General features: G+C 54.0%; 13 protein-coding genes. 12 read left to right on the top strand and 1 reads right to left on the bottom strand.

The window, feature by feature from the left end; all coding sequences use genetic code 11:
- The first annotated feature begins 21 nt into the window (after positions 1-21).
- From V5G20_RS16420 to V5G20_RS16390, 7 genes are all read left to right on the top strand, one after another.
- On the top strand, positions 22-393 hold the full coding sequence (locus tag V5G20_RS16420) for a VOC family protein (protein WP_039070841.1): 372 nt from the start codon (positions 22-24) through the stop codon (positions 391-393).
- Complete coding sequence (locus tag V5G20_RS16415; protein ID WP_171506312.1) at positions 390-1,166, top strand: class I SAM-dependent methyltransferase; 777 nt, start codon at positions 390-392, stop codon at positions 1,164-1,166. The genes V5G20_RS16420 and V5G20_RS16415 overlap by 4 nt, the downstream gene beginning before the upstream one ends.
- Before the next feature lie 129 nt (positions 1,167-1,295).
- Positions 1,296-1,472, top strand: coding sequence for a DUF2759 family protein (locus tag V5G20_RS16410; RefSeq protein WP_081607723.1), 177 nt, complete (start codon positions 1,296-1,298; stop codon positions 1,470-1,472).
- Positions 1,473-1,594: 122 nt separating this feature from the next.
- Positions 1,595-2,764: a putative cytokinetic ring protein SteA gene (steA, locus tag V5G20_RS16405; RefSeq protein ID WP_003387230.1), complete on the top strand. Its 1,170-nt coding sequence runs from the start codon at positions 1,595-1,597 to the stop codon at positions 2,762-2,764.
- Between the two features lie 2 nt (positions 2,765-2,766).
- On the top strand, positions 2,767-3,324 hold the full coding sequence (locus V5G20_RS16400) for a copper transporter (RefSeq protein ID WP_003387229.1): 558 nt from the start codon (positions 2,767-2,769) through the stop codon (positions 3,322-3,324).
- Positions 3,311-4,000 (top strand): glycosyltransferase family 2 protein, encoded by a 690-nt coding sequence (locus tag V5G20_RS16395; RefSeq protein ID WP_338461339.1) that lies wholly within the window; start codon positions 3,311-3,313, stop codon positions 3,998-4,000. Before V5G20_RS16400 ends, V5G20_RS16395 begins: the two co-directional genes overlap by 14 nt.
- A complete protein-coding gene (locus V5G20_RS16390; protein WP_081787854.1) occupies positions 3,985-4,860 on the top strand; it encodes a hypothetical protein in 876 nt (291 codons plus the stop codon). The genes V5G20_RS16395 and V5G20_RS16390 overlap by 16 nt, the downstream gene beginning before the upstream one ends.
- 55 nt (positions 4,861-4,915) lie before the next feature.
- Here V5G20_RS16390 and V5G20_RS16385 read toward each other — a convergent pair whose 3' ends face one another.
- Positions 4,916-5,194: a DUF2627 domain-containing protein gene (locus V5G20_RS16385; protein WP_003387226.1), complete on the bottom strand. Its 279-nt coding sequence runs from the start codon at positions 5,192-5,194 to the stop codon at positions 4,916-4,918.
- 118 nt (positions 5,195-5,312) lie between these two features.
- Between V5G20_RS16385 and V5G20_RS16380 the strand changes: the two genes are divergently transcribed.
- The 5 genes from V5G20_RS16380 (at position 5,313) to V5G20_RS16360 (ending at position 12,396) form a co-directional block, all read left to right on the top strand.
- Positions 5,313-7,385, top strand: a complete 2,073-nt coding sequence (locus V5G20_RS16380; protein WP_003387225.1) for a sigma-54 interaction domain-containing protein — start codon at positions 5,313-5,315, stop codon at positions 7,383-7,385.
- Between the two features lie 284 nt (positions 7,386-7,669).
- The gene (locus V5G20_RS16375; protein ID WP_003387224.1) at positions 7,670-8,761 is read left to right on the top strand and encodes a Glu/Leu/Phe/Val dehydrogenase dimerization domain-containing protein; all 1,092 of its coding nucleotides are present in this window, start codon (positions 7,670-7,672) and stop codon (positions 8,759-8,761) included.
- Positions 8,762-8,958: 197 nt separating this feature from the next.
- Positions 8,959-10,380 carry a dihydrolipoyl dehydrogenase gene (gene lpdA / locus V5G20_RS16370; RefSeq protein WP_251237463.1) on the top strand — a complete coding sequence of 474 codons (1,422 nt, stop codon included), beginning with the start codon at positions 8,959-8,961 and terminating at the stop codon, positions 10,378-10,380.
- 27 nt (positions 10,381-10,407) lie between these two features.
- A complete protein-coding gene (locus V5G20_RS16365) occupies positions 10,408-11,400 on the top strand; it encodes a thiamine pyrophosphate-dependent dehydrogenase E1 component subunit alpha (protein ID WP_003387221.1) in 993 nt (330 codons plus the stop codon).
- 12 nt (positions 11,401-11,412) lie between these two features.
- The gene (locus V5G20_RS16360) at positions 11,413-12,396 is read left to right on the top strand and encodes an alpha-ketoacid dehydrogenase subunit beta (RefSeq protein ID WP_003387220.1); all 984 of its coding nucleotides are present in this window, start codon (positions 11,413-11,415) and stop codon (positions 12,394-12,396) included.
- Positions 12,397-12,416: the final 20 nt, after the last annotated feature.

The following is a 12,416-nucleotide window of genomic DNA, read 5'->3' as shown; positions in this document are numbered from 1 at the left end:
AAAAACGAGGAGAGATGCGAGATGCACACATGGTTGGGATTGGATCATGTACAATTGGCAGCGCCGGTCGGATGTGAGGAAGAGGCGCGAAGCTTTTTCAGCGGGATATTGGGAATGAAAGAGGTGCCCAAGCCGGAAGCACTGCGCAAACGGGGAGGGGTCTGGTTTCAATGCGGGCCGCAGACCATTCACATCGGGGCAGAGGAGGGGTTCACCCCAGCGAAAAAAGCGCATCCGGCCTTCCTTGTAAAAAATATCGAGGGATTGCGCCATCGTTTGCTCGAGGCGGGGGTGACGATAAAGCAGGGAGAAGAAATTCCGGGTGTCATTCGCTTTTTTGCAGATGATCCCTTCGGCAACAGGCTGGAGTTTATGGAGGTGACGACAGAATGAGCATTGATTTCCATGCATCCGAAAATCGAAGCTCGTATATCGGCCGTTCAGCCGACAAAGGCTGGCTGAAAGCGATGGCGGAAATCGTCAACCCTGTCGGCAAGAACGTGATCGATATCGGTTGTGGCGGCGGCATTTATACGGCAGGCTGGGCTGAGCTGGGAGCAGAGCGCGTCATGGGAGTCGACTTTTCTCAAGTCATGCTGGAAACCGCACGGGAGAACACCGCTCATTTGCCTCAAGTCTCCTTTCATTGGGGGGATGCTTGTCAGACTGGTCTTGCCGCCGGCTGTGCAGATATTGTCTTCGCCCGTGCCTTGATCCACCACCTGGACAGTGTAGACAGCTTTGTGGCCGAGGTGAACCGGATTTTGGCGCCGGGGGGGATGTGCATCATTCAGGATCGGACGATGGATGATGTATCCGTCCCCGGGTCGACAGAGCATTTGCGAGGGTATTTCTTTGAAGCGTTTCCCCGTCTGCTGCAGAAGGAGGAAAAGCGCCGCCCGTCTTTGACCGAGGTGCAAGCAGCTTTGAAAAATGCGGGCTTCTTCTCTGTACATACAAGCCAGATGTGGGAGATTCGGAAGAGATACAGCACTTGGACGGAGCTGGAAAGCGATCTTCGAAAAAGGACTGGACGCTCGATCCTCCACGAGCTGAATGATGACGAACTGGAAAAGCTCATCTCCTTCGTCAAAGAGAAGCTGGGCGGTCTGCTGCCGATCGTCGAACAGGATCGCTGGACCATTTGGAGGGGAGTAAAGGGATAAATGGCATAATTGTGAAATCGTCTGTCACAATTCCTGATTCGACTTGTATACGTCTGGGGTATTCTATATAATGAAGGTGCTATTCTCTTCCCGTACGTTTTACTTTTTGCCAAAGGAGTTGTGTAGTTCATGAAAGTAACTCTGTTTGATTTTCTCATGTTCGTGTTCACGTTCTTCATCGCGATGGGTGTTTTCCGTTCGATCCGGGCGAAAAATAAATTCGCGGTTGGCTTTGGAATCATTGCCCTCGCCGTATTCCTCTTTGCAGATGGCTTGATCATTTACTTTGCAACGAAAGGCGCGTAAAGCCGGAGGATACATATGTTCAAGAGACTGTGCGCATGCTCGCACAGTCTCTTTTTCATTTTCTGGAAAAACCTGCATGGCCATCCTCCATTTTTCGCATAATAAGGATGGAGGTGGGACAGGTGGGCAAGCAGCGATGGCCTCACAGGTTTTCATACGTCGGGAAGATTGCGGCAGACCGGAAAACGAAGAACCTTTGCAACCGGATCAATCCTTCAGACATTGCTGTCGTCGATCACCCGGATATGGATGAGATTGCCGCTCTGGCACTTGTGAGAGCGAATGTGCGAGCCGTCATAAACCTCTCACCGTTTTTGACAGGGACATACCCGGCTGAAGGCGCCAGACGCCTGTTGGAGGCTGGCATCCCTCTCTATGAAACAGCCAGCGCAGACAAAAGCATATTGGATCAAGCAGATGGCAGACCCGGGGCTGTATGGAAAGAACAACTGTGGGTTTGCTCTGACAAGGGCTGGTTTCGTCAAGCTGAGCTGAGACGGCTGACCACAAAGGAGATCGGCCAGCGATGGCAAGAAGCAAATGAGCGATTGGATGACGTCCTGTCCGCTTTTATCGACAATACGTTGAGATACGCGAGTGCAGAAAAAGAGTGGTTTTTGCGCCCGCTGAAAAAACTCCCGCTGCGTACGAGGCTTTCTGACCGCCATGTCGTCGTGGTCGTCAGAGGCCGGCATTATCGGGAAGATTTGCGGATGCTTTCCTCTTACATTCGCGATTACAATCCTGTTTTGATTGCGGTGGACGGGGGAGCGGATGCTTTGCTGGAAAACGGCTACATCCCCGATATGATCGTAGGGGATATGGATAGTGTCACAGATCAAGCATTGCTGTCAGGTGCAGAGATAGTCGTGCACGCTTTTCAAGACGGGCAGGCTCCCGGGAAGGCAAGAGTGGAGAGGCTGGGGATCAGCTGCCATTTGCTGCCCGCGCCGGGGACGAGCGAAGACATTGCCATGCTGCTCGCCTTTGAGGAAAAAGCCAAATTGATTGTTACGATCGGTACACATTCCACGATGATCGATTTTCTCGAAAAAGGGAGAAAGGGCATGGCGAGCACGCTGCTGGTAAGGACCAAAATCGGTTCCAGGCTGATCGATGCCAAAGGCGTCAGCCAATTGTATCAGCCGCGCTGGTCATGGAATTGGACCGGGTGGCTGGTAGCGGCCACACTCGTGCCGGTCATGGCGGTTCTCTCGCTTCATCCCATCACCCGGCATGTCATGCAGTTGTGGTGGATGCAGTGGAGGAGCTGGGCATTTTTAGGAGGGTAGGCATGATTCCTTTTCGTCATCACCTGATTTCGCTTGTGGCCGTATTCTTTAGTCTCGGGATTGGCATTTTGCTCGGAGGAATGACAGGCCACTCGTGGTTTTCCGTCGAGGAGCAGGCTGTGCTCAGCAAAATGGAGACGAGGTATAGCCAGGCTCTCAAAAGCAACAATGAACTGAAGCAGCAGTTAAATCGGCTTTTGATCGAGATGGAGCGAAACAATGAAGAGGCTGCCCATCTGATGGCAGTCCGTTACGCTGACGCCATGCAGGGCAACAAGGTGTATGTCTGGCAGTCCCCGGAGCTCCAAATCGGCAGACTACTGCGGTTGTTTGAGCAGGTCGGCGTTGAGATCGTTCCGTACGGTCAAGGCAGTGTTCCGTTGGATGGACCGATTCTCGCGCTGGGGAAAACGAAGCCAGACTGGTTGGAACAGCTTCCGGGCGAATGCCGCTGGTTATTTGTGGACAAGGTGCCAGAGACCTTCTCCCAGCAATGGGGGCTGTTGGATCGGGTGCAAAAACTGATGGCGGAGATGAGAGTGGAACGTGAAAAGAGTTAGTGTCATCGTCCCGGCTTACAATGAGGCAGAGTGGATTGTCCCGACTCTGGCGGCGATACGGCAGCGCCTTGTTTGCGACGAGGTGATCGTTGTCGATGACGGGAGCGCGGATCAGACTGCGTTACTGGCCGAGGAGTGGGCAGACCGCGTCATCCGGCATCCGGTCAATCTGGGAAAAGGGGCGGCTCTGCAAACCGGCTGGAGACAGTCCAGCGGCGAGGTGCTTTTGTTTTTGGACGGAGATTTGAAAGAGAGCGCGGGGGAAGCCAACCTGCTGCTTGCCCCGGTCATAAACGATGAATGCGACATGGCTGTCGCCGTGCTGCCGGCGCTGCGGCGGAAGGTCGGCTTGGGCCTGGCAAAGGGATTGGCCCGAGGGGGGATACGGGCACTCACCGGATTTTCTTCGGAGGCGCCGCTATCCGGTCAACGGGCAGTGAAACGACAGGTGCTGGAACGCATTGGCCAATTGGAAGGAGGCTTTGGAATCGAAGTGGGACTGACCATCGAAGCGCTCCGCTGCGGGTACCGCTTGACCGAAGTTCCTGTACCTTTTACGCACCGGCAGACGGAAAATGATTGGACAGGCTATCGGCATCGGGGAAAGGAATTCGTCGAAATCGGAAAGGCATTGGGGAGAAAATGGTGGGAGGGAGTGCGTTGGACACGAACCTGACAAGCGCCTGGGTCCTGGGAGTGGCAGGGCCTTTTTTGTTGCACCGGTTCTATTTTCGCGCCGCATGGGAAAAGCTGCATAATGCCGCTATCACCAGAACCAACTACAGAGGCGAACAAGTGGTTACGGCTGGAGGAGTGATACTGGCTGGGTATGCGGGATTAATCCAATTTGCCCTGTTGGCCTGGGGAGCGGCTTCGGGCTGGAGCTACCAAATGCTTGAATCCGGGCTGCTGCTTTTCTTCGGATCTCTCGCCGTGGCATTATGCGGCTGGCTTGACGACTGTTCGGCAGATAAAGCGCCGAAAGGCTTTCGCGGGCATCTGGGGGTTCTCTGGCGGGAACGGCGAATGACGAGCGGCATGTGGAAGGCATTCGGGGGAGGCGGGACCGCTTTGGCCGTCAGCCTGTTCCTTTTTACCGGCATACCGGGGATTATCGTCGGAACCGGTCTTTTGGCGCTTTCCCCCAACCTGTTAAACCTGTTTGACGTCAGGCCAGCCCGGGCGATTAAGGTGTTTTGGCTTTTGATCGCCGCAGCTGCCTTGTGCATGCCGATGTCCGCGGCTGCTGCAGCTTGCTGGATCTGGATATTGCCGGTCTTGACCGCAAGTGTCCTCTTGTTTCCGTACGATGCACAGGCTTGCTTGATGCAAGGGGACACGGGAGCCAATTATCTCGGGTTTGTTGCGGGCTTTGCGCTCGTGACAAGCGTTCCGTTCGGTGGACAGCTGGCGCTTTTGCTATTTTTCGCAGGGCTGCACCTTTTGGCCGAGTTCGTTTCGTTTTCCCGGGTGATCGAAAACACGCGCTGGCTCAATCGATTGGATGAGTGGGGAAGATCTGCGGAGACAAAATAAAAAAAACGGGAAGCATACCCGGTTTCTGACGTTTGGTCTGTTGCTCGATCATATCCTAATCTTCTTCCGGCTCACGCTTCATAAACCGGGGTTGGACGCGGTTGCGCTTGCGGTCGTGATGCAGGACAAAGCCGGCGATGAACAGGACCGGAACGACAAACAACAACACGCCCAAGACGAACTGTCCCCAGAGAAATCCGGTCTCCGATGATACCGAGTAGAAAAATGCATCGCGGATGAGCTTTATCCCAAACATGGCGATCAGTGCCGGGACGACCATGATCAACAGAGCTACCAGTTTCTGACCGATCAAGGGTGTTTCTCCCCTTTCCATCATGCTACCTTTCCATCATATCGGATGGGTAGCTCCTTGTCCAACATCTCCTGTGCATTCCAGCCGGGTTGAGTTACAATGGAAACAGTTTGATTCACTGGAAAGAGGGATTGTTTGCATGCACAAGCTGCTCATCGTTGGAGCCGGCCAGGGAGGAACAGCGCTCTTGAAAATGCTTAGCAATATGGAGCGGATGAAAATCGTGGCCGTCGTGGATGAGCGGGCGGATGCGCCAGGACTTGTCCTCGCCCGCTCTTTGGGAATTGAAGTGGGAACTGACTTTCGTCCGTATTTGTCGAGCGACATCGACGTGATACTGGAGGCGACCGGAGACTCTGCGGCATTCGAAGAAATTTTGCGTCTCAAACAGGAAAAAACGGTGTTAATCCCCGGAACATTTACAGCTATCATCATGAAATTGATAAGTGAACGGGACGAATTGATTGCAGCCTTGACGCAAAACCAGCGCGAGCGGGAAATCATGCTGAACTCTACCCATGACGCGATCATCGCGGTCAACAGGGAAGGGATCGTCACTCTTTTCAACAGAGCGGCAGAACGCCTGATGGGCATTGAAGCCCACGCTGTATTGGGAACGGCAGTTTCCGAGCGCATACCCAATACCCGATTACATATTGTATTAGAGACGGGACAGCCAGAGTTGAACCAGGAGCAGATCCTGCCGAATCAGACGCGGATCATCACCAACCGGGTACCTGTTCGAAACGAACGGGGCGAGGTGGCGGGAGCAGTCGCGATCTTCCGGGATATTACCGATATCATGGCGCTGGCCGAGGAAGTAACCGATCTGAAGGAATTGAAAAGCATGCTTCAGGCGATCATCAATTCTTCGGATGAGGCCATTTCCGTTGTGGATGCAAAAGGAAACGGCCTTTTGATCAACCCGGCGTACACGCGGATTACCGGTTTGACTCATCAGGACGTGATCGGCAAGCCAGCCACTGTCGACATTTCCGAAGGCGACAGCATGCACATGCAGGTGCTGAAAACAAAGAAGCCTGTGCGCGGCGTACATATGAAGCTGGGACCGAAGAGCAGAGACGTGGTGGTAAACGTCGCTCCAGTCATGGTAGACGGAGAATTAAAGGGAAGCGTCGGGGTCATCCATGACGTCTCGGAGATTAAGCGTTTGACCGAAGAACTGGAGACGGCCCACCGGATCATCAGGACGCTGGAAGCGAAGTACAGCTTTGAAGACATCATCGGGTACAGCGAGCCGATGCAGGCGGCGCTCGAGCAAGCGCAAAAAGCGGCATTGACACCTGCCACAGTGCTGCTGCGCGGCGAATCCGGCACGGGCAAGGAGCTGTTTGCCCACGCCATCCACAATGCGAGCAGCCGCAAGTATAAACAGTTTATTCGCGTCAACTGCGCAGCCATTTCCGAGAATCTTTTGGAAAGCGAGCTGTTCGGATACGAAGAGGGCGCATTTACCGGAGCCAAACGAGGCGGCAAGCGCGGATTGTTCGAGGAGGCCAGCGGCGGGACCATTTTCCTTGATGAGATCGGCGAGCTGTCGATGAGCATGCAGGTAAAGCTGCTGCGCGTTCTCCAGGAGCGGGAAGTAGTCAGGGTTGGTGGTACGAAGGCGGTTGAAATCGATGTGAGGGTCATCGCGGCTACACATGTCAATTTGGAATCTGCGATTTCGTCCGGCCGTTTTCGCGAGGATTTGTACTACCGGCTTCATGTCGTCCCCATTTACATACCGCCGCTCCGTCAGCGATTGGAGGACATCCAGCCGCTGGCCAAGCATCTGGTGCGAAAATACAACCAGGAATACGGAAGAAATGTGGAGGACATCGCGGCAGGCACTTTGCAAATGCTGCTTGCCTACCAGTGGCCGGGCAACGTCAGGGAGCTGGAAAATGTGCTGGGGCGGGCCATGATCCACATGAAGTTCGGCGAGCGAGTCATTCTGCCAGAGCACTTGCCCCCCTTGGAGAGAAGGAGCGTACAGTCCGCCGCTTTGACACCGCATTTGCAGATGGAACAGGCTTCCGGCAAGACATTGAAGGAAGCGATGGATGAAGCGGAGCGGGCACATATTTTGCGAGAGCTTGCCGCAGCAAAGGGAAACCGGACGCTGGCGGCGAAGAGGCTCGGGATTTCGATCCGCAGTCTTTACTACAAGCTGGACAAGTGCGGCATATCTGATGAACAGCCGTAATGAACAATAAGTGCAGGCGAATATCCGTGATCAAATTGTGAGCAATCGGGCTGAACAGAGACATAACTGCAATTTTTTGCATGCAAAACATTGCTTGATCCTGCAAAAATGTGCAGAATAGAGGGCAGGCCCAAAAAACAACTGTAGAAAAATGAAGCGCTTTCAAACTGGGGATTTTTTGGCATGATAATTGCAACGTGGTACATTGCTGGGAAATTCTCCAATAGGAGACCTCAGACAAGCAGCACGATCGACGCAAATGAACAAACTAGGGAGGTTTCTTCATGAACATCTTTGACTACATGCAAAAGTACGACTACGAACAGCTTGTTTTTTGCCAGGATGAGAATTCCGGACTGAAAGCAATCATCTGCATTCACGATACAACATTGGGGCCTGCATTGGGCGGCACCCGCATGTGGCCGTACAAAACGGAAGAGGAAGCGATTATCGACGTGCTCCGCTTGGCTCGCGGCATGACCTATAAAAATGCCGGAGCCGGCCTGAACATCGGCGGCGGAAAAGCGGTCATCATCGGCGATCCGCGCAAAGACAAGAGCGAAGAGCTGTTCCGTGCCTTTGGCCGTTACATTCAAGGCTTGAATGGCCGCTACATTACAGCCGAAGACGTAGGTACGACTGTTGCCGATATGGATATGATCCACCTTGAGACTGATTATGTAACAGGCGTATCTCCAGCCTTTGGCTCCAGCGGCAACCCTTCTCCTGTGACTGCCTACGGCGTGTACCGCGGGATGAAAGCCGCTGCCAAGCTCGCGTATGGCAGCGACGACCTGTCTGGCCGCGTAGTAGCGGTTCAGGGCGTGGGGAACGTAGCCTACAACCTCTGCCGCCATCTGCACGAAGAAGGCGCACACCTGATTGTTACCGACATCAATGAAGAAAACGTAAACCGCGCTGTCAACGATTTTGGCGCCAAAGCAGTAGGCGTGGACGAAATTTTCGGCGTGGACTGCGATATTTTCTCTCCATGCGCCCTGGGAGCCATCGTCAACGACGACACGATCCCGCTTTTGAAGGCGAAAGTAATTGCAGGAGCGGCCAACAATCAGTTGAAAGAAGAAAGACATGGCGATATGATTCATGAGATGGGCATCATCTACGCACCCGATTACATCATCAATGCCGGCGGCGTGATCAATGTAGCCGACGAGCTGCAAGGCTACAACCGCGAGCGCGCACTGAAAAAGGTAGAGACGATTTACGACAACATCCTGAAAGTATTTGAAATCGCTGAACGCGACGGGGTGCCTTCCTACAAAGCGGCAGACCGCATGGCCGAAGAACGCATCGCCAGCCTGGCCAAATCGCGCAGCACCTTTTTGCAAAATGGAAAATCGGTTTACCATCGGTAAGCTGATCGTATAAAAAGTACTTATTTCCGGGGCCGCACCTGCTCGCAAAGCAGGCGGTTCCGGTATACATAACCTACTTGTACCTGTTATTATGATCTAGTCATATGAGCAGCCATTTACTGATCGTCCAGCAAGCCACTGACGGTCATGGCGCGTTCACAAGCAATGCAGTTTGCCATCAGAGGGGGAAGAAAAACATGTCGCAGGAATATGATCTCGTCGTGTTGGGAGGAGGAACGGGCGGCTACGTAGCAGCAATCCGTGCCTCACAGCTGGGAATGAAGGTAGCTGTCGTGGAAAAGGGCAAAATGGGTGGCACCTGCCTTCATCGCGGCTGCATTCCCTCCAAGGCGCTGCTTAGAAGTGCGGAAGTATTTGCTACGCTGAAAGAGGGAGACAAATACGGAGTCACGGCTGAAAAGATCGGCCTTGATTTTGCGCGCGTTCAAGCTCGCAAAGAGGGAATCGTCGAGCAATTGCACAAAGGCATCCAGTATTTGATGAAAAAAGGCAACATTACGGTAATCGAGGGATTTGGCCGCGTCATGGGTCCCTCTATCTTTTCGCCGCAGGCAGGCGCAGTCCGGATCGAAACGCCGTCTGGCGAACAGGAAATGCTGGTGCCGCGCTTTTTGCTTCTCGCTACCGGTTCGAGACCCCGTACGCTTCCAGGGCTGACGATCGACGGAAAGCAAGTTGTGACCAGCGACGAAGCGCTGCAATGGGAGCAGCTGCCCTCTTCGGTGGCCATTGTCGGCGGTGGTGTCATCGGGATCGAATGGGCCTCGATGCTGAATGATTTCGGCGTTGAGGTCACAGTCGTCGAGTACGCAGACAGGATTTTGCCGACCGAAGATGAGGAAATCAGCAAGGAAATGGCACGTCTGCTGAAGAAACGGAAAATAAACATCGTGACAGGAGCCAGGGTGCTGCCGGAATCACTGGAAACATCAGAGGGAAAGGTAGCCATTCAAGCTGAAACCGCAGGCGGCGTGCAGAGCTTTTCTGCCGAAAAACTGCTCGTGTCCGTTGGCAGACAGGCCAACGTGGAAAATATCGGCCTGGAAGCGACAGAAATCAAGGTGGAAAACGGCTTTATCAGCGTGAACGAATACTTCCAGACCGCCGAGTCCCATATTTACGCGATCGGCGATGTGATCGGCGGTCTGCAGCTCGCTCATGTGGCATCGCACGAAGGGATTCTCGCCGTCGAGCACATGGCAGGTCTAGCTGTCGAGCCGCTTGATTACACCAAGGTGCCGAAATGCACGTACGGCAGGCCCGAAGTTGCGAATGTCGGCTTGACCGAGGCGGAGGCCCGCAGTCAGGGCTTTGACGTAAAAGTGGGCAAATTCAGTTTCAAGCCGCTCGGAAAAGCGCTGGTGCACGGTGAAAACGACGGCTTTGTCAAAATCATAGCCGATGCGAAGACAAACGATTTGCTCGGCGTGCACATGATCGGTCCGCATGTCACCGACATGATTTCCGAGGCCGGGCTGGCACGCGTGCTGGACGCGACGCCATGGGAAATCGGACATACCATACATCCCCATCCGACTTTGTCGGAAGCCATCATGGAGGCTGCTTTGGCAGTAGACGGAAAGGCAATTCACAGCTAGCGAAAATGATAAGGAGGGTATCCGAACATGACAAGCAAACGGCATGAAGAAGTAGGCTTGACTGACGCGCAAGTGCTGGAAATGTATTATTACATGCTGCTGGCTCGCAAAATCGATGAGCGTCAGTGGCTGTTGAACCGGGCGGGAAAAGTGCCATTCGTCATTTCCTGCCAGGGGCAGGAGGCTGCACAGGTTGGCGCTGCGTTTGCGCTGGAAAAAGGGAAGGACTACCTGTGTCCTTACTACCGTGATCTCGGATTAGTCCTGGTATTTGGTCAATCAGCAAGAGATTGCATGCTTTCCGCATTTGCCAAAGCCGAGGACCCGAACAGCGGCGGCCGGCAGATGCCAGGTCACTTCGGTGGCAAAAAATGGAATATCCTGACAGGCTCGAGCCCTGTGACCACGCAGGTACCTCATGCAGTCGGAATCGCACTGGCCGGCAAAATGCAAAAGAAAGACCACGTTGTCTACACCTCGTTCGGAGAAGGCTCCAGCAACCAGGGGGATTTTCACGAAGGAGCAAACTTTGCGGGTGTGCACAAGCTTCCCGTCATCTTTTTCTGTGAGAATAACAAATACGCCATTTCCGTTCCGCTGAAAAAGCAGTTGGGCTGCGAAAGTGTGGCTGACCGTGCGATCGGCTACGGCTTCCCTGGTGTCAGCGTCGACGGCAATGATCCGATCGAGGTCTACCGCGTCACGAAGGAAGCGGTGGAGCGAGCTCGTTCCGGCCAGGGCCCGACTCTGATCGAAGCAGTCATGTACCGTCTGGTCCCTCATTCCAGCGATGACGATGATCGCACCTATCGCACGCGGGAAGAAGTGGAAGAAGCGAAGAAAAAGGACCCGATCCTCGTATTTGGCAACTATCTGAAAGAGGTAGGACTTCTCGATGATGCCAAGGAACAGGAGCTGCTGTCCCGTGTTCAGAAGGAAGTCGACGAGGCTACAGATTATGCCGAACAGGCGCCTTATCCGACACCTGAATCTACGCTTACCCACGTATACGGGGAATAAGGGGGAATCCAAATGGCAGTCATCTCATTTATTGATGCGATCACTATGGCGATGCGTGAGGAAATGCGCCGCGATCCGGGTGTGTTTGTCCTGGGGGAAGACGTCGGCGTTCGGGGTGGCGTCTTTCGGGCCACAGTGGGACTGATCGAGGAATTCGGCGAAGAACGCGTGATTGACACGCCGCTCGCCGAGTCGGCAATTGTCGGTGTTGGAATTGGCGCTGCCGCATACGGGATGCGTCCGATCGCCGAAATTCAGTTTGCTGATTTTATCATGCCTGCTGTCAACCAGATCGTCAGCGAAGCGGCGAAAATGCGCTACCGCTCCAATGGCGACTGGACCTGCCCGATTACCATCCGCGCTCCATTTGGAGGCGGGGTGCACGGTGCACTGTACCATTCCCAATCGGTGGAAGCGATGTTTACGAATGTACCCGGGCTAAAGGTAGTGGCGCCTTCTACGCCGTACGATGCAAAAGGCCTGCTGAAGGCGGCCATCCGCGATAACGATCCCGTCCTCTTTTTCGAGCACAAGCGCTGCTATCGCTTGATAAAAGGAGAAGTGCCGGAAGAAGATTACGTGCTGCCGATCGGCAAGGCGGATGTCAAACGGGAAGGAACGGACATTACAGTCATCTCCTACGGCCTGACGCTGCATTTTTGCTTGCAGGCCGCTGAAAAGCTGGCTCAGGAAGGCATCAGCGCGCATGTACTCGACTTGCGGACACTGTACCCGCTCGACAAGGAAGCTATCGTCGAAGCCGCTTCCAAGACCGGAAAAGTATTGATTGTTCACGAGGACAACAAAGAGGGCGGCGTAGGCGGTGAAGTGGCTGCGATCATTGCGGAGCATTGCCTGTTTGACCTCGATGCTCCGATCAAACGTCTGTGCGGTCCTGATGTGCCGGCCATGCCATACAGTCCGCCAATGGAAAAATACTTTATGTTGAATCCGGACAAAGTGCTGGAAGCAATGCGGGACCTGGCCCACTTTTAAAACCAAGGAGGACCATCGAA

The organism is Brevibacillus borstelensis (assembly GCF_036700025.1).
GTDB lineage: Bacteria > Bacillota > Bacilli > Brevibacillales > Brevibacillaceae > Brevibacillus > Brevibacillus borstelensis.
Note: the sequence above shows the minus strand (reverse complement) of the source record. Positions and strands in the feature narration are given on the sequence as shown.

Bases quoted from the DNA above. Each gene is read 5' to 3' on its own strand.
- V5G20_RS16420 (WP_039070841.1), top strand. From the start codon at position 22: ATGCACACATGGTTGGGATTGGATCATGTACAATTGGCAGCGCCGGTC.
- V5G20_RS16415 (WP_171506312.1), top strand. From the start codon at position 390: ATGAGCATTGATTTCCATGCATCCGAAAATCGAAGCTCGTATATCGGC.
- V5G20_RS16410 (WP_081607723.1), top strand. From the start codon at position 1,296: ATGAAAGTAACTCTGTTTGATTTTCTCATGTTCGTGTTCACGTTCTTC.
- V5G20_RS16400 (WP_003387229.1), top strand. From the start codon at position 2,767: ATGATTCCTTTTCGTCATCACCTGATTTCGCTTGTGGCCGTATTCTTT.
- V5G20_RS16385 (WP_003387226.1), bottom strand. From the start codon at position 5,194: ATGGAAAGGGGAGAAACACCCTTGATCGGTCAGAAACTGGTAGCTCTG.
- V5G20_RS16380 (WP_003387225.1), top strand. From the start codon at position 5,313: ATGCACAAGCTGCTCATCGTTGGAGCCGGCCAGGGAGGAACAGCGCTC.
- V5G20_RS16375 (WP_003387224.1), top strand. From the start codon at position 7,670: ATGAACATCTTTGACTACATGCAAAAGTACGACTACGAACAGCTTGTT.
- lpdA (WP_251237463.1), top strand. From the start codon at position 8,959: ATGTCGCAGGAATATGATCTCGTCGTGTTGGGAGGAGGAACGGGCGGC.
- V5G20_RS16365 (WP_003387221.1), top strand. From the start codon at position 10,408: ATGACAAGCAAACGGCATGAAGAAGTAGGCTTGACTGACGCGCAAGTG.
- V5G20_RS16360 (WP_003387220.1), top strand. From the start codon at position 11,413: ATGGCAGTCATCTCATTTATTGATGCGATCACTATGGCGATGCGTGAG.